Genomic DNA, 20,711 nt, shown 5'->3' on the forward strand with positions numbered 1-20,711 from the left:
GCCCCTCCCGTTACGTCAGCGTCAGGCGACGCCCAGCTCCTTGGCCTTGGCCTTGAGGTCGTCCAGGCCACCGCACATGAAGAACGCCTGCTCGGGGAAGTGGTCGAACTCACCGTCGGCGATCGAGTTGAACGCGCTGATCGACTCGTCCAGCGAGACGTCCGAGCCGTCGAGGCCGGTGAACTGCTTCGCCGCGTGGGTGTTCTGCGACAGGAAGCGCTCGATGCGACGGGCGCGGTGGACCGTGAGCTTGTCCTCCTCGCCGAGCTCGTCGATGCCGAGAATGGCGATGATGTCCTGGAGGTCCTTGTACTTCTGGAGGATCCCCTTGACCCGCGAGGCGCACTCGTAGTGGTCCTGCGAGATGTACCGCGGGTCCAGGATGCGGGACGTCGAGTCCAGCGGGTCCACCGCCGGGTAGATGCCCTTCTCCGAGATCGGACGGGAGAGCACCGTCGTCGCGTCGAGGTGCGCGAAGGTGGTCGCCGGGGCCGGGTCGGTGAGGTCGTCGGCGGGGACGTAGATCGCCTGCATCGAGGTGATGGAGTGACCACGGGTCGAGGTGATGCGCTCCTGGAGGAGGCCCATCTCGTCCGCCAGGTTCGGCTGGTAACCCACCGCGGACGGCATACGGCCGAGCAGCGTGGAGACCTCGGAGCCGGCCTGCGTGAAGCGGAAGATGTTGTCGATGAAGAACAGCACGTCCTGCTTCTGGACGTCACGGAAGTACTCGGCCATGGTGAGGCCGGCCAGCGCGACGCGCAGACGGGTGCCCGGGGGCTCGTCCATCTGGCCGAAGACCAGCGCGGTCTTGTCCAGCACGCCCGAGTCGGTCATCTCGTCGATGAGGTCGTTGCCCTCACGGGTGCGCTCGCCGACACCGGCGAACACGGAAACGCCCTCGTGCAGCTTGGCCACACGCATGATCATTTCCTGGATGAGGACGGTCTTGCCGACGCCGGCGCCGCCGAACAGACCGATCTTGCCGCCCTTGACGTACGGGGTCAGCAGGTCGACGACCTTCAGGCCGGTCTCGAACATCTCCGTCTTCGACTCAAGCTGGTCGAAGTCGGGGGCCTTGCGGTGGATCGCCCAGCGCTCGGTGACGTCCTTCTCGGCCTCGGGCTCGTTGAGGATCTGGCCGAGGGTGTTGAACACCTTGCCCTTGGTGATGTCACCGACCGGGACGGTGATGCCGTCGCCGGTGTTGGTGACGGCCGCCTGACGGACCAGGCCGTCGGTCGGCTGCATCGAGATGGCGCGGACCATGCCCTCGCCCAGGTGCTGGGCGACCTCAAGGGTCAGCGTCTTGAGCTTGCCGTCCTCGGCCGGGTCGGCCACCTCGACGGTCAGCGCGTTGTAGATCTCCGGCATCGCGTCGACGGGGAACTCCACGTCGACGACCGGGCCGATGACCCGCGCGACGCGGCCAGTGGCCACGCCGGCAGGAGCGGTCGGCTCAACAGTGGTGGTCATATCAGTCACTCCCCGCGGTCGCGTCGGCCAGGGCGCTCGCGCCACCGACGATCTCGCTGATTTCCTGGGTGATGTCGGCCTGGCGGGCCGCGTTGGCAAGCCGCGTGAGCGACTTGATGAGTTCTTCCGCGTTGTCGGTCGCCGACTTCATCGCGCGGCGCGTGGCGGCGTGCTTGGAGGCAGCCGACTGGAGCAGCGCGTTGTAGATCCGGCTCTCGACGTACCGCGGCAGCAGGGCGTCGAGGACGTCCTCGGCCGAGGGCTCGAACTCGAACAGGGGCAGGATCTGCTCCTTGCCCGCGCCCGAGGTCTCCGCCTGCCCGGTCGCCTCTTCGAGGCTCAGCGGCAGCAGCCGGGCGTCGACCGGCGTCTGCGTCATCATCGACACGAACTCGGTGAAGACGATGTGCAGCTCGTCCACACCGCCCTCGGCCGTCTCCGTGGTCACGGCCTCGATGAGCGAGCCCGCGACCGCCTTGGCGTCCGCGTACGTCGGGTTGTCCGTGAAGCCCGTCCACGACTCCGTGACCGTACGGCCCCGGAAGCTGTAGTAGGACACGCCCTTACGGCCGACGATGTACGACAGGACCTCCTTGCCCTCGGCGGTGAGCCGCTCGGTGAGCTGCTCGGCCGCCTTGATGGCGTTGGAGGAGTAGCCGCCGGCCAGACCGCGGTCGCTCGTGATGAGCAGCACGGCGGCCCGCGTCGGACGCTCCACCTCGGTGGTCAGCGGGTGCTTGGTGTTGGACCCGGTGGCCACTGCACGGACGGCGCGGGTGAGCTCGTTCGCGTACGGCGAAGACGCGTCAACCTGACGCTGCGCCTTCACGATGCGCGACGCGGAGATCATCTCCATCGCCTTGGTGATCTTCTTGGTGGCGGTGACGGACTTGATGCGGCGCTTGTATACCCGTACCTGGGCGCCCATGCTCAGCCCTCACCCAGCAGCTTGCCGTCCGAGGTCTCGAACTGCCGCTTGAAGGAGGCGATGGCGTCGGCGACGGCCTGGAGGGTGTCGTCCGACATCTTGCCGCCCTCGCGGATCGAGGTCAGCAGGTCCTTGTGCTCCCGGTGCAGGAAGTCGAGGAGCTCACGCTCGAAGCGGCGGATGTCCTGGACCGGTACGTCGTCCATCTTGCCGGAGGTGCCGGCCCAGATGGAGACGACCTGGTCCTCGGTGGAGAACGGCGCGTACTGGCCCTGCTTGAGCAGCTCGACCATGCGCTTGCCGCGCTCCAGCGACGCCTTGGACGCCGCGTCCAGGTCGGAACCGAAGGCGGCGAACGCCTCCAGCTCACGGAACTGGGCGAGGTCCACGCGGAGCCGGCCGGAGACCTGGCGCATCGCCTTGTGCTGGGCCGAGCCACCGACTCGGGAGACCGAGATACCGACGTTCAGCGCCGGCCGCTGGCCCGCGTTGAACAGGTCCGACTCCAGGAAGCACTGGCCGTCGGTGATGGAGATGACGTTGGTCGGGATGAACGCCGACACGTCGTTCGCCTTGGTCTCGACGATCGGCAGACCGGTCATCGAGCCGGCGCCGAGGTCGTCCGAGAGCTTGGCGCAACGCTCCAGGAGCCGCGAGTGCAGGTAGAAGACGTCACCCGGGTAGGCCTCACGGCCCGGCGGGCGACGCAGCAGCAGGGACACGGCGCGGTAGGCGTCGGCCTGCTTGGAGAGGTCGTCGAAGACGATCAGGACGTGCTTGCCCTGGTACATCCAGTGCTGACCGATGGCCGAGCCGGTGTACGGGGCGAGGTACTTGAAGCCTGCCGGGTCGGACGCCGGAGCCGCGACGATCGTCGTGTACTCAAGGGCGCCCGCCTCCTCCAGCGCGCCGCGCACGCCGGCGATGGTGGAGCCCTTCTGGCCGACGGCGACGTAGATGCAGCGGACCTGCTTCTTGGGGTCGCCGGAGCGCCAGTTGTCACGCTGGTTGATGATCGTGTCGACGGCCAGCGCGGTCTTGCCGGTCTGCCGGTCACCGATGATGAGCTGGCGCTGGCCGCGGCCGATCGGGGTCATCGCGTCGACGGCCTTGAGGCCGGTCTGCATCGGCTCGTGCACCGACTTACGCACCATGACGCCGGGGGCCTGAAGCTCCAGGGCGCGCCGGCCTTCGGTCTCGATCTCGCCGAGGCCGTCGATCGGGTTGCCGAGCGGGTCGACGACGCGACCCAGGTAGCCCTCGCCAACGGCGACCGAGAGGACCTCGCCGGTACGGGTGACCGGCTGCCCCTCCTCGATGCCGTTGAACTCGCCGAGGACAACGGCGCCGATCTCGCGCTCCTCAAGGTTGAGGGCGAGACCAAGGGTGCCGTCCTCGAACTTCAGCAGCTCGTTCGCCATGGCCGAGGGCAGTCCCTCGACCTTCGCGATGCCGTCGCCGGCAACGCTGACCGTACCGACCTCCTCGCGCGAGGCCGCGTCCGGCGTGTACGCCTGGACAAAGTTCTCCAGTGCGTCCCGGATCTCCTCCGGCCGGATCGTGAGCTCCGCCATCTGGGTTCCCTGCTCTCCTTGTTGGGCCCGAAGTTTTTCTGGGGGGTCTGGGGGCTACCCCCCAGAGGACTCAGTCGGCCCAACTCGGGCCGCTAGCAATGCTTGTTGAGTTGGTGGCTGGTCAGCCGGCCATCCGCCGGGCCGCCTCGTCGAGACGGTCCGCGATGCTGCCGTTGATGACCTCGTCGCCGATGCGCACCGTGACCCCGCCGAGGACGCTGGGGTCCACTTCGAGGTTGAGGTGTACGGAGCGCCCGTACACCCTGGCGAGCGCATCGCCGAGGCGCTGCTTCTGCTGGTCGCTCAGCGGCACCGCGGAGGTGACGACGGCGACCATGCGGCTGCGGCGGTCCGCGGCCAGCTTGGAGAGGGCGTCCAGCCCTGCTTCCAGGCTACGTCCCCGGGGCTGGGTGACGAGGCGGACCACCAGCCGCTCGGTGACCGGGTTGACCCGTCCCCCGAGCAGCGTGCGCAGCAGTTCCGCCTTGGCCGTCGCGGCGCCCTGGTGGCTGGCCTTCGCGGCCAGCGCGGCCCGCAGCTCGGTGGAGGAGGAGACGATCCGGCCGAACCGGAACACCTCGTCCTCCACGTCGTCGAGCGCACCGGCGCGCTGGGCGGCGATGAGGTCGGCGCTGGCCGTCAGCTCCTCGGCCGCGTCCACCAGGTCACGCGAGCGCGACCAGCGGGAGCGGACCATGCCGGAGACCAGGTCGATGACCTCGCCGCCGAGCTGGTTGCCGAGCAGTCGGCCCACCAGCTCGGCCTTGGCGTCGCCGGACTGTGCCGGGTCGGTCAGGGCCCGGCGCAGCGACACCTCGCGGTCGAGCAGCGTGGTGACGGCGGCCAGCTCCTCGGCGAGCTTCGCCGCGTCGACGGAGGTGTTGTCCGTCAGCGCGTCGAGCTGCTCGCGTGCGGAGGCCAGCGCCTCGCGGCTCGCTCCGTTCATCGCGTGGCCTCGGCCTTCGTCGCGCTGTCCTCAAGCCCGTCGAGGAAGCGGTCGATGGTGCGGCTCTGCCGGGCGTTGTCCTCAAGCGCTTCGCCCACGAGCTTGCTGGCCAGTTCGGTGGCGAGCTTGCCCACGTCCTGGCGCAGCGAGAGCGCGGCCTGCTTGCGGTCGGCCTCGATCTGGGCGTGACCAGCGGCGATGATTTCCTCACGCTGCCGCTGACCCTCCGCGCGCATCTCGGCGATGAGCGTGGCGCCCTGCTCCTGCGCCTCCTGGCGCAGGCGCGCGGCCTCGTGGCGGGCGTCAGCGAGCTGGGCCCGGTAGTCATCGAGAACCTGCTGCGCCTCGGCCTGGGTGGCCTCGGCCTTCTCCATGCCGCCCTCGATCGCCGTGCGGCGCTCTTCCAGAACCTTGTTGATGTTCGGGAGGAGCTTCTTGGCGAGGAAGAGGAAGACGATCGCGAAGGCGATCAGGCCGATGACGAGCTCTGGGATCGGCGGGACGAGGGGGTTCTCTGCCTCCTCGGACGCCATCTGTACCAGGGCGTTCACATCAGTGCCTTTCGTCGAATCAACTGGGCGTTACGCCGTGATCAGCTGGTCGGGTAGACGAACGGCATAACCAGACCGATCAGGGCGAGCGCCTCACAGAAGGCGAAGCCGAGGATCTGGTTGGCGCGGATCAGACCGGCAGCCTCGGGCTGACGGGCGAGAGCCTGGGTGCCGTTACCGAAGATGATGCCGACGCCGACGCCGGGGCCGATGGCCGCGAGGCCGTAACCGATCGAGCCAAGGTTGCCCTTGATTTCGACACCAGCAGCAATGGTCTGGAGAGCGGACATGCCGGTTCTTCCTTCTCTTTCACGGACCGGTGGGGGTTGGCCACCGGACGTCTATGGGACGGGACTGAGGGAGGCGGGTGCTCAGTGGTGCTCGGCCAGAGCGCCCTGTACGTAAGTGGCCGCCAGCAGCACGAAGACGTACGCCTGGACGGCTTGGATGAACAGCTCGAAGGCCGTCATCACGATGGTCAGCACGAACGAGACACCCGCGTACGCGATGCCGATCCCGTTCAGCAGGTACCAGCTGGCGATGGTGAACATCAGCAGCAGCAGGTGACCGGCGAACATGTTGGCGAAGAGCCGGACCGCGTGCGTGAAGGGGCGCACGATGACGTTGGACATGAACTCCAGGAACATCACCAGCGGCAGCACTCCGCCGAGCGACTTGTCATAGCCGGTGATGTTCTTCAGGCCGCCGATGAAGCCGTGCTTGCTGAAGGTCAGGTACATCCAGAGGACGTAGACGACCAACGCCATGGCGGCGGGGAAGGCGATGATCGACGTCACCGGGAACTGTGCCACCGGGATGATCGACCACAGGTTCATGATCCATACGAAGAAGAACAGCGAGACCATGAGGGGGACGTACTTTTCGCCCTCCTTCTTGCCCAGGGTCTCGTAGACGATGCCCTTACGGACAAAGTCGTACCCCGCCTCGCCGACCATCTGGAGCTTGCCCGGAACGACCTTGGCCTTTCCGAAGGCCGCCCAGAAGAACCAGACGATGGCAACCGTTCCGAGCAACGCCAGCAGCATCGGCTTGTTGAACTCAAAGCTGCCGACGGTGAAGATCGGGTCGAAAGTGAACGAGTGAAGCCCTGGGGCCGGGAAGCCGCACCCGTCAAAGATGTGGCAATCGGTCTCGAAGGCGAGCGTCTGGTCAGAACTCACCGCGAGCTCCTTCAGCGTGGCGCATGGGTACGGCAACCTCGTTGTGTCGGCGCGGCACGGAGCCACGGAACGGCACTGGACTGGTCTTACGGATGAGAGAGCGGCTGGTCGGCGCTGGGCCGGGGCGGGTCACTGGCACCTGCCGAGGTGGCCGCTGGTTGCGTCCCGCGCAATACGGGAGTTCAGCCGCCGGCGCCAGCCGTGCCGCAGATGGCACCGGACGATAGCAGGCGCTCGTGCGGACATTTATTCCGCCCCTACGTGTCACGTCGAGGACCCTGCGGTCTCTGGCTTCTGCGCCTGGGCAGCCGCCGGGTCGACGTAGAAGACCTTGGCCTTCATCTGTGCACGGGCCTGGGCTCCGATCCACACGATGGTGGCGGCGACCAGAGTGATGGCGAACGCCCGGGGGTTGAAGAACGTCGCGTTCTTGAACACCGCGAGAAATACCACCATCAGCAGGAGCTGCACCACGTACAGCACCAGTCCAATGCCCTGGAAAAGCTGGGGCAGGGATTTGGCAATCCACTGGAGGACGACGAGCCCCATGCCCATGAGCGCAATCACCAACAGCGCACCGATGACCGCACCGACCGCCCCCTTGCCACCTGCGAACACGGCGCTGAGTACGACGGCGAGTACGCCGGCGGCAGCGGTGGGCACGGCGGTATGGAGGAAGATTCGGGCGTCATTCGACTGCATGGCGGCAGCTCCGGCTGGGCGAGAGGGCGGGCGTCGTCATGGACGAGCGTAGCCCGGGGCAGGGGATGACCTAGGACCCAAAGGACCATCGCACTGGGGCCCTTAGGATCTGTGCACCGGGTTTCGTGAACGGTATCACAAACTATTTGATGAGGCCTTTACCTATAAAGTGTGCCGCCCGTCACACAGAAGGGTGACTTCCGTCGCGCCTAGCTGACGCCGTCGCCCAAGTCTGGTAGGGGGCGGGTGCACCTTATCGGGCCCCGCCCCACCGGCCTCCCCCACACGGGCGCCGGCCTTCGCACCTTTGCATTGCGTATCGACTGCATTGGGCATCGCCGGCCCCGGGCCCGTACGCCTGAGCCCGTACGCCACCCGAGAGCGACGGGTCGGGCGATGCCACGCCCAGCGAGAACATCCGACGGGAACAGCCGACAGGAGCGCCCGGCCGTGCGGCGCCCGGTCAGCGGTGCGTGCTGATCCGGCGGCGCTGCGGCAACCGCGAACGGTCACCGACCGCCGTCGCCCCGTGGAACCCGGCCGGCACCGACTCCCGGTCCGCGTCCTGCGGATCGCCCTCGTCCGCCGCCTGTTCCGGGCCCGCCGCCGCGCCCTCGTGCGGGGCGCCGCCCGCCGCGTGCGCGCCCCGCCGGCGACCGCGCCGGTAGCGGGGCGGGAAGACCTGCTCCGCCCAGCGCGGCGCGTGCGGGGTGAAGCGCGGGAGCAGCAGCAGGACCAGGCCCACGCCGCTCAGGGCGGCGATGGTGAGGACCACCCAGACGCTGGCGGAGTTGACCGAGTAGGCCACCGCGCCGAAGGCGATGAGCGCCGACCAGAAGTACATGATGAGCACGGCGCGGCTGTGCGAGTGGCCGATCTCCAGGAGTCGGTGGTGCAGGTGGCCGCGGTCGGCGGCGAACGGCGACTGGCCGTTCCAGGTGCGCCGCACGATGGCCAGCACCAGGTCGGCGACGGGCACCGCGAGGACGGTCAGCGGCAGCAGCAGCGGGATGTACACCGGCACCATCGCGTGCACGGCGGCCCGCTCCGAACCCGCGGAGGAGTTCAGCAGGTCGGGGTCGACCTGGCCGGTGATCGAGATCGCGCCGGCGGCCATCACCAGGCCGATCAGCATCGACCCGGAGTCGCCCATGAAGATCCGCGCCGGGTGCATGTTGTGCGGCAGGAACCCCAGGCACATGCCCATCAGGATGACGGCGAACAGCGTCGCGGGGGCCGCGGCCTCCACGCCGTACCCGAACCACATCCGGTACGCGTACATGAAGAACGCGGTGGCCGCGATGCACACCATGCCCGAGGCCAGTCCGTCGAGGCCGTCGACGAAGTTGACGGCGTTGATGGTGATCACCACGAGCGCCACGGTGAGCAGGGTGCCCTGCATCGGGGTGAGCGAGACGGTGCCGACGCCGGGCACCGGAATCCACAGGATGGTCAGGCCCTGGAGGACCATCACGCCGGCGGCGATCATCTGGCCGCCCAGCTTGACCAGCGCGTCCACGCCCCACTTGTCGTCCAGGACGCCGAGCAGCCAGATCAGGCCGGCGCCGGAGAGCAGCGCGCGCGGCTCGTTGGAGATCTCGTAGACGCTCTTGAGGTTGGTCAGGTGGGCCGCGACGAGCAACCCCGCGCACAGTCCGCCGAACATCGCGATCCCGCCAAGCCGCGGGGTCGGTTCGCGGTGCACGTCGCGGGCGCGGATCTCGGGCATCGCCCCGGCCGCGATGGCGAACTTCCGCACCGGGCCGGTGAGCAGATAGGTGACCGCAGCCGTGACACACAGCGTCAGCAGGTATTCACGCACGGGCTGCCCCAGAGGTTTCGCTGGCCATCACAGCCCCACACCCTATGCGTGTCCGACCTTCTTCTGTGAACTTCAAGACAGACGCACGGGGCGGTTCAACGGTTCCCGTCGCTGGTCCGGGCCTTCGTCGCGGTCGGATACGGGGGAAAGGTCCCGGCCAGTTCCACCACTGCCTCGCGCACCCCGGGCTCCCCCCGCAGGGCGGCCCCGATCAGCCGCCCGACCCGCTCCACCTCGGCCGTGCCCATGCCCTGCGTGGTGATGGCCGCGGTGCCGAGCCTGATGCCCTTCAGATAGCCGTCGCCCCGGCCGGGGGCGGGCAGGGCGCAGGTGTCCAGGACGATGTGGGCGGCGGCCAGCAGCCCACGGGCGGTGCGCCCGTCAAGACCGAGTCCGGTCACGTCCGCGCTGATCAAGTGGGTGTCGGTGCCGCCGGTGAGCAGTCCGAGCCCCTCCTCGGCCAGCGCCTCGGCCAACGTGCGGGCGTGTGCCACCACCCGGTGCGCGTACCCCACGAAGTCGGGGGTGGCCGCCTGCGCGAAGGCGACCGCCTTGGCCGCCACCGTGTGCATCTGTGCGCCGCCCTGGGTGAAGGGGAAGACGGCCCGGTCGATGCGCTCGGCGAGCGGTGCACCGCACAGAATCAAGCCACCGCGCGGGCCGCGCAGCACCTTGTGCGTGGTGGCGCACACCACGTCCGCGTACGGCACCGGGTTCGGGGCGGCGCCGCCTGCGACCAGGCCGATGGGGTGGGCGGCGTCGGCGATGAGGTAGGCGCCGGTTTCGTCGGCGATCTGCCGGAACGCGGCGTAGTCGGGGTGGCGCGGGTGCGAGATCGAGCCGCAGACGATGGCCCGCGGGCGGTGCGCGAGGGCGAGCGCGCGCACCTGGTCGTAGTCGATGAGGCCGGTGGCGCGGTCCACGCCGTAGCCGACGAAGTCGAACCAGCGGCCGGAGAAGTTGGCCGGCGAACCGTGGGTGAGGTGGCCGCCGTGTGGTAGCGCCATGGCCAGCACGGTGTCGCCGGGGCGCAGCAGTGCGGCGTACGCGGCGAGCATGGCGGACGAGCCCGAGTGGGGTTGGACGTTGGCGTGGTCGGCGCCGAAGAGCGCCTTGGCCCGGTCGATCGCGATCCGTTCGGCGAGGTCGACCAGTTCGCAGCCGCCGTGGTGGCGGGCGCCCGGGTAGCCCTCGGCGTACTTGTTGGCCAGCGGCGAACCGAGCGCGGCGAGCACGGCCGGCGAGGTGAAGTTCTCGGCCGCGATGAGCTGGAGCCCGCCGGACTGCCGCTCCACCTCACCGAGCAGCACCCCGGCGATTTCGGGGTCGGCCCGCTGGAGCGCGTCGAGATCGGTTCCCCAGGGGGTCTGTGGCAAGGACGTGGCGATGACCGACATGGCGGCTGCTCCGGGCCTAGACGGGGACGTACCGCCCAATGTAGGTCCGGCGGGCGTGCCGCGCCCGGCGTCGGGCGCGGCGCGCGGCACCCGTACCGAAGAAGCCGACCGAACGGCGGCGTCCCGCCCGTTCACCGGCGAGCGTCAGGCCCGCCGGTTCGCCCGCCCCTCTGCCCGTCCGTCCGGCGGTGTCCCGGTCGTCCGCCCGCCCGCGGGGCGTCCGCGGTCCAGCGGCTGCGGTAGGGCCGGCTTGTCGCCCGTACGAGCCCCTGGGAGCCCATACGAGCCCGTGTCAGCCCCTGCGGGGCGCGGGCCGTCCGATTACCCTACGAGCGCCCCCGCGCGACGGTACGGGCCCGCTGGCGCCGCGACGGACAGCGGCCTGCGGACCGGGGCGGTGGGCGACGGGCCGCGGACCGGCGGCGCGACCGGCAACACCGCGACAGCCTGCGCCGCGGCGGGCGACGGGCCACGGCCCGCGGGGCAACGGCCAGCAGGCCGGCGGCGCAACGAGCGACACCGCAGCAGCCGACCGGGCAACCCACCCCCGGCGTGCGCACCGCCGGCCGGCACCGACCGACCGGCCGGCGCCCGCACGCCCGGGCCGGCCCCTCACGCCCGGGCCGGCACCCCGGTCAGGGCCGTGACGACGGGGTCGAGGGCCTGGTTGATCTCGTCGCCGATGCTGCGGAAGAACGTGATCGGCGCCCCGTACGGGTCGTGCACCTCGTCCGCGTCCTCGGTGGGGGCCAGCAGCCAGCCGCGCAGCGCGGCAGCGGCCCGCACCAGCGCCCGGGCGCGCTCGACCACGCCGCCGCTCAGCTCCGGATCGGGCAGCGTCGCCGGGTCTATGGCCCGCACCAGGCGGGTGAACTCCTTGAGCGTGAAGGTGCGCAACCCGGCCGAGTGCCCCATCGAGATCACCTGGGCCCGGTGGTCGCGCGTCGCGGTGAGCACCAGGTCGGCGCGGATGACGTGCTCGTCGAGGAGTTCCCTGCCGAGGAAACCGGCCGGGTCCGCGCCGAGGTCGGCCAGGACCGTGGCGGCGTGCGCCTCCATCGGCGCGCCCTCGTGTCCCCAGGTGCCCGCGCTCTCCACGACCAGACCGCCGATGTACGGGTCGCCGAGCCGGTGAGCCAGGGCATGCCGGTTCAGCCGCTCGGTGATGGGCGAGCGGCACACGTTGCCGGTGCTGACGTGGAGGATGCGAAAGGTGCCCGCGCCGTCGGGGTCACCGTCGCGGGTGAAGCCACCGTCCGCTATGCCACGCCCGTGGGGGGACGTCAATTGGCCACCTCAAGATCGGGTACGACCTCGCGAAGCGTTTCGGCGCTGAGCGCACCCGCGCGCAGCAGGACCGGCACCTTGCCGGTGACGTCCACGATCGAGGACGGCACGGCGGCCGGCGTGGGCCCGCCGTCGAGGTAGACCGAGACGGAGTCGCCGAGCATGTCCTGGGCCGCGTCGCAGTCCTGCGGCGAGGGGTGGCCGCTCAGGTTGGCGCTGGAGACCGCCATCGGCCCGAACTCGGTCAGCAGCTCGATCGCCACCGGGTGCAGCGGCATCCGCACCGCGACCGTGCCCCGGGTCTCCCCCAGGTCCCAGGTCAGCGACGGCTGGTGGCGGGCGACCAGCGTCAGCGCGCCCGGCCAGAACGCGTCCACCAGGTCCCACGCCTGCTCGGAGAAGTCCGTGACCAGCCCGTGCAGCGTGTTCGGGGACCCGACGAGGACGGGCGAGGGCATGCCGCGCCCACGGCCCTTGGCCGCCAGCAGGTCAGCGACGGCCTCCGGACTGAACGCGTCCGCCCCGATCCCGTAGAGGGTGTCGGTGGGCAGCACGACCAGTTCCCCGCGGCGGATCGCGGACGCGGCCTCGCGCAGACCGGTCTTGCGGTCGGTCGCGTCACCGCAGTCGTATCGCCGAGCCATTTAACGGACCTCCTCGTACGTGACCAATGTCTGCCGGGGCGCACCGTCGCGCACCACGGCTGCGCCGCGCGGGCATGCCTTCGCCATGGCGCTCGTCATGGCATGGCCCGGCGTGCGGTGGCGAAGCGGGGGCGCTTGTTGAGATCCGGGTGGTCCGCGGCGTCCGCCCACCCCCGTTCCTCGGTGAAGATCCACGGCACCTGGCCGCCCTGCGTGTCGGCGTGCTCGACCACGACGACGCCGCCCGGACGCAACAGCCGGAACGCGGTGCGCTCGATGCCGCGGATGGTGTCCAGGCCGTCCTCGCCGGAGAACAGCGCCAGCGCCGGGTCGTGGTCGCGGGCCTCGGGGGCCACGTACTCCCACTCGGTCAGCGGCACGTACGGCGGGTTGCTGATCACCAGGTCGACCTGGCCGTCGAGCTCCGGCAGCGCGGTGAGCGCATCACCGTGGTGCAGGACCACCCGGGAGCCCTCGGTGTTCTTGCGGGCCCACTGGAGGGCGCTCTCGTCGAGTTCGACGGCGTGCACGCGCGAGCGCGGCACCTCCTGGGCCAGGGCCAGGGCGATGGCCCCGGAGCCGGTACACAGGTCCACGATCAGCGGCTCGACCACGTCCATGGCCCGTACCGCGTCTATGGCCCAGCCGACCACCGACTCGGTCTCCGGGCGGGGCACGAAGACGCCGGGGCCGACGTGCAGTTCCAGGTAGCGGAAGAAGGCGCGCCCGGTGATGTGCTGGAGCGGTTCGCGGGCCTCGCGGCGGGCGATCGTCTCCCAGTAGCGGGCGTCGAAGTCCGCGTCGGCGACGGCGTGCAGTTCACCCCGCTTGACGCCGTGGACGAACGCGGCGAGTTCCTCCGCGTCGAAGCGCGGCGATGGCACGCCCGCGTCGGCGAGCCGCTGGGTGGCCTGTGCCACCTCAGCGAGCAGCACGGACCGCGGGTTCGGGGGGCGGCCCCCGGGTGACTGCTGCACTGGCCCCTCCTACTGGGCGGCGGCCAGCTTGGCCGCGGAGTCGGCGTCGACGCACGCCTGGATGACCGCGTCCAGTTCGCCGTCGAGCACCTGGTCCAAGTTGTACGCCTTGAAGCCGACCCGGTGATCGGAGATCCGGTTCTCCGGGAAGTTGTACGTACGGATGCGCTCGGACCTGTCCACCGTACGGACCTGGCTGCGGCGCGCATCGGACGCCTCGCGCTCGGCCTCCTCCTGGGCCGCGGCGAGAAGTCGTGAGCGCAGGATACGCATGGCCTGCTCCTTGTTCTGGAGCTGGCTCTTCTCGTTCTGGCAGGAGACGACGATGCCGGTGGGCAGGTGGGTGATGCGGACCGCGGAGTCGGTGGTGTTGACGGACTGGCCGCCGGGTCCCGACGAGCGGTACACGTCGATGCGCAGGTCGTTCGGCCCGATCTCGACCTCGACCTCCTCGGCCTCGGGCGTGACCAGGACGCCGGCGGCCGAGGTGTGGATGCGGCCCTGCGACTCGGTGGCCGGAACCCGCTGCACGCGGTGCACCCCGCCCTCGTACTTCAACCGGGCCCAGACGCCCTGCCCGGGCTCGGTGGCTCCGCCACCGCCCTTGGTCTTGACCGCGACCTGCACGTCCTTGTAGCCGCCGAGGTCGGACTCGTTGGCCTCGATGATCTCGGTCTTCCAGCCGACGCGCTCGGCGTACCGCAGGTACATGCGCAGCAGGTCGCCGGCGAACAGCGCGGACTCCTCGCCGCCCTCGCCCGCCTTGACCTCCAGGATGACGTCCTTGTCGTCGCTGGGGTCGCGCGGTACGAGCAGCAGCCGCAGCTTCTCGGTCAGCTCCTCGCGGAGCTTCTCCTGCTCCTTGACCTCGTCGGCGAAGTCCGGGTCGTCGGCGGCCAGTTCGCGGGCGGCCTCGATGTCCTCGCCGCACGCCTTCCAGGCGCGGTAGGTGGCGATGATCGGGGTCAGTTCCGCGTACCGCTTGTTCAACCGCATCGCCTCCCGCTGGTCGGCGTGGACCGCGGGGTCGGCGAGCCGCTTTTCGAGGTCGGCGTGCTCGCCGATCAGTTCCTCGACCGCCTCGAACATCGGGACTCGTTTCTCCGCAAGGGGGCTCTGGTGTGGGTCGGGGCCCGCGCGCCGGTGGGGAGCGGGCCCGTGCAGCGGCCGGAGGTGGCCGCTACGACAGAACGCCGGCCCACGGCCACCCCGGGGCGGGGCGGCCGGGAACCGGCGCCGAAGGGGTCGCTACTTCTTGGCGGACCCGGCGTTCTTGCCGAAGCGGGCCTCGAAGCGGGCAACGCGGCCACCCGTGTCGAGGATCTTCTGCTTGCCCGTGTAGAACGGGTGGCACTCGGAGCAGATGTCGGCACGGATGGTGCCTTCACTCACGGTGCTACGAGTGGTGAACGACGCGCCACAGGTGCAGCTCACCTGGGTCTCGACGTACTCGGGGTGGATGTCGCTCTTCAAGGGAATCTCCTAGGTTTCGGGAGGGCACCGGGTCGCTGGGCCCCCTTCGACCCGATGGGCAGGTCGGAAGGGAAGGCTGCCCGACGTGAACCGGAGCCGACGGACCAGTCTGCCAGCACTGGCCGCATCTCCCAAAACGGGGGCCGGTCGGGAGGTATTCCCCCACCCCGGGGCAGGCCGCCCGAGGCGCCCGCCGACCGCCGTGCCGGGGCGGCGGGAGGCCGGTCGAACGGCTTGCGCAGGGCTCTCGCACGGCTTTGGCCTACGGCTTGCCGCACGCCTTCCCGCGGGGCCTCGCGCATGGCCCGCCCTCCGGCCGGTGCGCGGCTCGCGCACGGCTGACGCGCGGCTGACCTGGCCGTACGGCGTTCTCGTGCGGCCTCATGTGCATCATGCGCGGACGGGCCCTCCCGTACGGCCGTACGGCTCCCCGCCGCGTACGGCCCTCTCGGGCGACCTCGCGCACGGCCCAGGTCGCGGGGCGCGGCCGGTGGTCGGCCGCGCCCGTACGGGGCTCAGCCGCGGGTGCCGGTCGGGGTCAGGGCCGGGGCGCTGGTGGTGGGGGTCGGCCCGGTGGAGCTGCCGGTGGGGTCGGGTTCGGGCCCGTCGGCGCTCTCGACCACCTTGCCTGCCTCCGGCTGGTTGCCGACCGAGCCTTCGGTGGCGGACTTCGGGATCGGCCGGTCGGCCAGCAGCGCCTGCCACACCTGCTTGGCCTTCTCCTCCATCGGCACCACCCGATTGATGTCGATCGTGTCGTACACCACCGGCAGCGTCACCATCGTCATGTGCTTGGAGTCGATGCCCTTGAGGCCGCGGGTGAAGCCCAGCAGCTTGTCGACCGAGGCCAGCTCGGAGTCGGTGGTGAGCGACTTGGTGGAGGTGTCCGCCAGGTCGTACAGCTTCTTCGGGTTGCCGAACAGGTTGACGTCCTTGACCTGGTCGATCAGGGCCTTGATGAACGCCTGCTGGAGCTTGATCCGGCCGAGGTCGGTGCCGTCGCCGACGGCGTGCCGGGTGCGGACCAGGCCGAGCGCCTGTTCGCCGTTGAGGGTGTGGTCCCCGGGCTCCAGGTCGAGGTGGCTCTTCTTGTCCCGGACACGCTCGGTCGTGGTGATGTCCACGCCGCCGAGGTCGTCGATGAGGTTCTTGAAGCCGGAGAAGTCCACCTCCATGTAGTGGTCCATGCGGATGCTGGTCATCGCCTCGACGGTCTTGACCGCACAGGCCGGCCCGCCGACCTCGTACGCGGTGTTGAACATCGCCCGGTGGGCCGCCGGGGCCTCCTGGCCGTCCTTGGTGCAAGGGGGGCGGTCGATGAGCAGGTCCCGCGGGATGCTGACGACGCTGGCCTTCTTCCGGCCCTCGTACACGTGCAGGATCATCGCGGTGTCCGAGCGGGCGCCGCCCTCGTCCTTGCCGTACTTGCTGTTCTTGCCGGCCCGTGAGTCCGAGCCGAGGACCAGGATGTCCATCGAGCCGTTGTCGACGTCGTCCGGGCGGTCGGTGCCCAGCGCGGCATTGATGTCCACGCCGGTCAGGTTGCCGTTGAGCTGGTAGTAGAGGTATCCGAGCGCTCCCCCGCCCAGCAGGACGACGGACCCGGCTATCCACGCGGTGATCACCAGTCCGCGGCGCCGCTTGGTCGTCGCCTTCGGCCTGCGGCGCTTGCCTTTTCGGCCATGGCGACGCCGGTCCACCGACTCGCTCTTACTCTCGTCCGCCATGGGCTCCTCAGTCCTCGGTGGTTTCGCTACCCCCTGACGCCACGGTTTGGCGCGCCCCATCGTGACTAGTCAGACGAGGGCTCAGGCGTCAGGGTTGCATGCGGGGGCCCAGGTAAAAATCGCCTCTTGATCGCCGGTAGGGCCCGTACCGCGGCCCGTACCGACGCCGTTCACCTGCTGTTTCATCGACATCAGTGGCATCCGTCGCGCCGACCGTGGCCGGTAATCGTTGTGCTCCACATCTCAGCCCGGCGCCCCGTCGACCGGCCAGGGCGCCCTGTCGCCGGGGCTCCCCACCCGGGCCCGAACATGCGGAAGGGCCCCTTCCGTCCCATCTGGTACGGAAGGGGCCCTGAGTCCCGGAAGAGGGGAGACGCGCACGTCACCGGCGGAGCCGGTGCATCACGCCCGGTCCCGCGCCGCTGGGGCGCGGCACCGCGTCCGACGCCCGGCGTCAGTCGTTGCCGTTGCCCGGGGCGGGCGTGGTCTTGGCGATCTGCATCAGGAACTCGGCGTTGGACTTGGTCTGCTTCATCTTGTCCAGCAGCAGCTCGATGGCCTGCTGCGAGTCCAGCGCGTGCAGCACCCGGCGGAGCTTCCAGACGATCGCCAGCTCCTCGCTGCCGAGCAGGATCTCCTCCTTACGGGTGGAGGACGCGTCCACGTCCACCGCCGGGAAGATCCGCTTGTCGGAGAGCTTGCGGTCGAGCTTGAGCTCCATGTTGCCGGTGCCCTTGAACTCCTCGAAGATCACCTCGTCCATCCGCGAGCCGGTGTCGACCAGCGCGGTGGCCAGGATGGTCAGCGAGCCGCCGTCCTCGATGTTCCGCGCGGCACCGAAGAACTTCTTCGGCGGGTAGAGCGCGGTGGAGTCCACACCACCGGAGAGGATGCGGCCGGAGGCGGGCGCCGCCAGGTTGTAGGCACGGCCCAGACGCGTGATGGAGTCCAGCAGCACCACGACGTCGTGCCCGAGCTCCACCAGCCGCTTGGCCCGCTCGATGGCGAGCTCGGCGACGGTGGTGTGGTCCTCGGCCGGGCGGTCGAAGGTCGAGGAGATGACCTCGCCCTTGACCGACCGCTGCATGTCGGTGACCTCTTCGGGCCGCTCGTCGACGAGGACGACCATCAGGTGGCACTCGGGGCTGTTGTGCGTGATCGCATTGGCGATCGCCTGCATGATCATGGTCTTGCCGGTCTTCGGCGGGGCCACGATCAGACCGCGCTGGCCCTTGCCGATCGGCGTCACCAGGTCGATGATCCGGGTGGTCAGCGCGCCGGACTCGTTCTCCAGGCGCAGCCGGTCCTGCGGGTACAGCGGCGTCAGCTTGCCGAACTCGGGCCGGCCGCGACCGGTCTCGGGGGCCATGCCGTTGACGGAGTCGAGCCGTACCAGCGCGTTGAACTTCTCGCGCCGCTCGCCCTCCCGCGGCTGCCGCACCGCACCGGTGACGTGGTCGCCCTTGCGCAGCCCGTTCTTGCGGACCTGGGCCAGCGAGACGTACACGTCGTTGGGCCCCGGCAGGTAGCCGGACGTACGGATGAAGGCGTAGTTGTCGAGGATGTCCAGGATGCCGGCGACCGGGATCAGGACGTCGTCGTCGGCGACCTGCGGCTCGTTGCCGAAGTCGTCGCGGCCCCGGCGGCCACGCCGGTCGCGGTAGCGCCCGCGCCGGCCGCGCCGGCCGCCCTCGAAGTCCTCGCCGTCCTCGTCGGACCGCTGCTGCCCCTGGCCACGGCCCTCGCGCTGCTGACGGCCGCCCTGGCCGCCGTCGTCGTTCTTGCCGCGACGGCTCTCGCGGTCGCCGCGGTCGCGCTGGTTGCCGCGCTCTCTGCGCTCGCCCTTCTGGCCGCGCTCGGCACGCTCGGCGCGCTCGGCCTTGGCGGGCTTGCCGTCCTGGCCGTCGGCGGCTGCGGCCTCGGACTTGGCCTCGTTACGGGCCTCCGCCTTGGCTTCGCTACGAGCCTCGGGCTGCGGCTCGGCCGGCTGCTCGGCGGCTTCCGGGCTGCCCGCCTGGGAGGTGGCGCGGCGCCGGCGGCGCTCGACCGGCGGGGCCTCGTCGCTCACCGGCTGACCGGGGATGTCGATCTGCTGCTGGGCGGGGGCCTGCTCGGCCGCCCCCTCAGCCTGCTTGTCGGCACCCTCGCCGGTGCGGGCCCGGGAGGTCGTACGGCGCTTGGGCTTGGCCGGCGCCTCGGCTGCGGGCGCGGTCTCGGTGCTCTTGGCACCACCCGAACCTGCCTGCTTCTCCTTGATGACCTCGATCAACTGGCTCTTCCGCATCCGCGCGGTGCCCTTGATGCCGAGGCTGGAGGCGAGCTGCTGGAGCTCGGCCAGGACCATGGCGTCAAGGCCGGTACCGGAACGGCGCCGCCTCGGGGCACTGGCAGTGGCACCGGTGGCAGGCGCGGCGGCAGCGTCCGTGGCGGGCGCGGCGGCATTGCCGACAGAGCTGTCGGTGGTGCCGGAGGCGTTCACGCCCATCAGATCGGTGGTGTCGCTCACGAAGGGTCCTTCCCTGGAGCGGGCGTCGGCCTGTCTGGCTCGGCGACCGGTTGTGCTGTCCGGCTGTGGTCCGCATTGCATGGACCTGACCGGGGCGGTGGTCCGCCAGGACGGCGGAAAGATCGGTGCTGGGTCCGGCGCGCGGTAGAGACCTATCACTCAGATCCGCCACGCCGATTCCGGAGCGTGCTCAACACTGCTCAGGCAGGCTGCTCAGGCAGTTGGGGAGGCTCCCGGAAGAAGGGTGGTCCCGAAGGGGGACGGTGAGCACTGCGCCTTTGCAACAGACCGAAAGGCGACAGGTGCAGACTTGAGGTTAACACTACCGGCTCCAACAAACATTCCCCCTCTCCAAGTCCGGCAATCGCATTTCAGCCAGGTCCGGGGGCGGCCCGGGCCCGTGCGTCAGGCGAGCGGCAGGACGCTCGTGCCCACGGCGTCGAGAGCCAGCCGGTTGGCCGCCCACCCCTCGCCCGCCAGGCGTGCGACCTTCTCGGCCGCACCGCTCTCGACCAGCGCGAGCACCGTGGGGCCCGCACCGGAGATGACCGCAGGGACGCCGTCGGCGCGCAATCGGTTGACCAGGCCCACGCTCTCGGGCATGGCGGGCGTGCGGTACTCCTGGTGGAGCCGGTCCTCGGTGGCGGTGAGCAGCAGCTCGGGGCGCCTGGTCAGGGCCTCGACCAGGAGCGCGGCGCGGGCCGCGTTGGCCGCCGCGTCCGCGTGCGGGACGGTGCGCGGGAGCAGTCCGCGGGCCGTTTCGGTCGCCACGGCGCCGGCGGGGACGAAGACCACCGGAACGATGGAATCCGTCGGTGTCATCCGAATGGCCCGGGCGACGCCGGCGTCCATCCAGGACAGCGTGAACCCGCCGAAGAGACAGGCCGCAACGTTGTCCGGGTGTCCTTCGAGTTCGGTGGCCAGTTCCAGCAGGGCCTCGTCCCCGAGCCGCTCGGCGCCGCCTATGGTCACCGCCCTGGCGGCCACGATCCCGGCACAGATGGCGGCGGCCGACGAGCCGAGCCCGCGGCCGTGCGGAATCCGGTTGGCGCACACCAGCTCCAGGCCGCGGGGCTGGCCTCCGAGTAGGTCAAAGGCGGCCCGCAGGGACCGTACGAGCAGATGGTTCTCGTCGCGCGGCACGCTGTCCGCGCCCTCACCGGCGATGTCGATGTGCAGACCGGCGTCGGCGACGCGGACCACCACGTCGTCGTAGAGCCCCAGGGCCAGGCCCAGGGAGTCGAAGCCGGGGCCGAGATTGGCGCTGGTGGCGGGGGTGCGCACCCGGACGGCGGCGGCACGGAACGCTGGACCGGCCATCGCTCGATGACTCTCCTTGTGTGACTGTGGACGTGGGACGAGAGGTGTTGCTGCGAATTACTGCGAACGTGTCGGGACGTGTGCGGGCTGCGGTGTGGGACTGCGGCGGATCGACGAAGTACGGGAACACCGCAAGGACCGTTCGGCACGGCCGCACACAGGCGATTGCGCTGTGACGGGTGCGCTGCGACGGGGCGGAT

18 protein-coding genes are annotated in these 20,711 nt (G+C 70.3%); all 18 read right to left on the reverse strand.

Annotation, left to right across the window (positions count from 1 at the left end):
• Positions 1 to 21 precede the first annotated feature (21 nt).
• Complete coding sequence (gene atpD / locus ACMA1D_RS20075) at positions 22 to 1,476, reverse strand: F0F1 ATP synthase subunit beta (protein WP_349996054.1); 1,455 nt, start codon at positions 1,474 to 1,476, stop codon at positions 22 to 24.
• A 1-nt stretch (position 1,477) separates the two neighbouring features.
• Positions 1,478 to 2,404, reverse strand: coding sequence for a F0F1 ATP synthase subunit gamma (locus ACMA1D_RS20080; RefSeq protein ID WP_414725385.1), 927 nt, complete (start codon positions 2,402 to 2,404; stop codon positions 1,478 to 1,480).
• A gap of 2 nt (positions 2,405 to 2,406) precedes the next feature.
• Complete coding sequence (atpA, locus tag ACMA1D_RS20085) at positions 2,407 to 3,978, reverse strand: F0F1 ATP synthase subunit alpha (protein ID WP_414725386.1); 1,572 nt, start codon at positions 3,976 to 3,978, stop codon at positions 2,407 to 2,409.
• A 121-nt stretch (positions 3,979 to 4,099) separates the two neighbouring features.
• The gene (locus ACMA1D_RS20090) at positions 4,100 to 4,924 is read right to left on the reverse strand and encodes a F0F1 ATP synthase subunit delta (protein WP_414725387.1); all 825 of its coding nucleotides are present in this window, start codon (positions 4,922 to 4,924) and stop codon (positions 4,100 to 4,102) included.
• The gene (locus ACMA1D_RS20095) at positions 4,921 to 5,475 is read right to left on the reverse strand and encodes a F0F1 ATP synthase subunit B (protein ID WP_414725388.1); all 555 of its coding nucleotides are present in this window, start codon (positions 5,473 to 5,475) and stop codon (positions 4,921 to 4,923) included. Before ACMA1D_RS20095 ends, ACMA1D_RS20090 begins: the two co-directional genes overlap by 4 nt.
• Before the next feature lie 41 nt (positions 5,476 to 5,516).
• Positions 5,517 to 5,765 carry a F0F1 ATP synthase subunit C gene (locus ACMA1D_RS20100; protein WP_184572433.1) on the reverse strand — a complete coding sequence of 83 codons (249 nt, stop codon included), beginning with the start codon at positions 5,763 to 5,765 and terminating at the stop codon, positions 5,517 to 5,519.
• Between the two features lie 81 nt (positions 5,766 to 5,846).
• Positions 5,847 to 6,656, reverse strand: coding sequence for a F0F1 ATP synthase subunit A (gene atpB / locus ACMA1D_RS20105; RefSeq protein WP_414725389.1), 810 nt, complete (start codon positions 6,654 to 6,656; stop codon positions 5,847 to 5,849).
• Positions 6,657 to 6,920: 264 nt separating this feature from the next.
• Positions 6,921 to 7,358, reverse strand: a complete 438-nt coding sequence (locus ACMA1D_RS20110) for a hypothetical protein (protein WP_414725390.1) — start codon at positions 7,356 to 7,358, stop codon at positions 6,921 to 6,923.
• 463 nt (positions 7,359 to 7,821) lie between these two features.
• Positions 7,822 to 9,180, reverse strand: coding sequence for an MraY family glycosyltransferase (locus ACMA1D_RS20115; RefSeq protein WP_414725391.1), 1,359 nt, complete (start codon positions 9,178 to 9,180; stop codon positions 7,822 to 7,824).
• 95 nt (positions 9,181 to 9,275) lie between these two features.
• Positions 9,276 to 10,577, reverse strand: a complete 1,302-nt coding sequence (gene glyA, locus ACMA1D_RS20120; RefSeq protein ID WP_414725392.1) for a serine hydroxymethyltransferase — start codon at positions 10,575 to 10,577, stop codon at positions 9,276 to 9,278.
• A gap of 612 nt (positions 10,578 to 11,189) precedes the next feature.
• Complete coding sequence (locus tag ACMA1D_RS20125; protein ID WP_414725393.1) at positions 11,190 to 11,864, reverse strand: protein-tyrosine-phosphatase; 675 nt, start codon at positions 11,862 to 11,864, stop codon at positions 11,190 to 11,192.
• Positions 11,861 to 12,508 (reverse strand): L-threonylcarbamoyladenylate synthase, encoded by a 648-nt coding sequence (locus ACMA1D_RS20130; RefSeq protein WP_414725394.1) that lies wholly within the window; start codon positions 12,506 to 12,508, stop codon positions 11,861 to 11,863. Before ACMA1D_RS20130 ends, ACMA1D_RS20125 begins: the two co-directional genes overlap by 4 nt.
• Before the next feature lie 95 nt (positions 12,509 to 12,603).
• Positions 12,604 to 13,485: a peptide chain release factor N(5)-glutamine methyltransferase gene (gene prmC / locus ACMA1D_RS20135; RefSeq protein WP_414725395.1), complete on the reverse strand. Its 882-nt coding sequence runs from the start codon at positions 13,483 to 13,485 to the stop codon at positions 12,604 to 12,606.
• A gap of 9 nt (positions 13,486 to 13,494) precedes the next feature.
• The gene (gene prfA, locus ACMA1D_RS20140) at positions 13,495 to 14,574 is read right to left on the reverse strand and encodes a peptide chain release factor 1 (protein WP_349989928.1); all 1,080 of its coding nucleotides are present in this window, start codon (positions 14,572 to 14,574) and stop codon (positions 13,495 to 13,497) included.
• Positions 14,575 to 14,733: 159 nt separating this feature from the next.
• The gene (gene rpmE, locus ACMA1D_RS20145) at positions 14,734 to 14,958 is read right to left on the reverse strand and encodes a 50S ribosomal protein L31 (RefSeq protein ID WP_414725396.1); all 225 of its coding nucleotides are present in this window, start codon (positions 14,956 to 14,958) and stop codon (positions 14,734 to 14,736) included.
• Between the two features lie 515 nt (positions 14,959 to 15,473).
• Positions 15,474 to 16,685: an LCP family protein gene (locus ACMA1D_RS20150; protein ID WP_414725397.1), complete on the reverse strand. Its 1,212-nt coding sequence runs from the start codon at positions 16,683 to 16,685 to the stop codon at positions 15,474 to 15,476.
• Between the two features lie 454 nt (positions 16,686 to 17,139).
• On the reverse strand, positions 17,140 to 19,191 hold the full coding sequence (gene rho / locus ACMA1D_RS20155) for a transcription termination factor Rho (RefSeq protein WP_414725398.1): 2,052 nt from the start codon (positions 19,189 to 19,191) through the stop codon (positions 17,140 to 17,142).
• Between the two features lie 405 nt (positions 19,192 to 19,596).
• Positions 19,597 to 20,511 (reverse strand): homoserine kinase, encoded by a 915-nt coding sequence (thrB, locus tag ACMA1D_RS20160; protein ID WP_414725399.1) that lies wholly within the window; start codon positions 20,509 to 20,511, stop codon positions 19,597 to 19,599.
• Between the last annotated feature and the right edge of the window lie 200 nt (positions 20,512 to 20,711).

It is taken from the genome of Streptomyces sp. 796.1 (genome assembly GCF_047525675.1).
Lineage (GTDB): Bacteria > Actinomycetota > Actinomycetes > Streptomycetales > Streptomycetaceae > Streptomyces.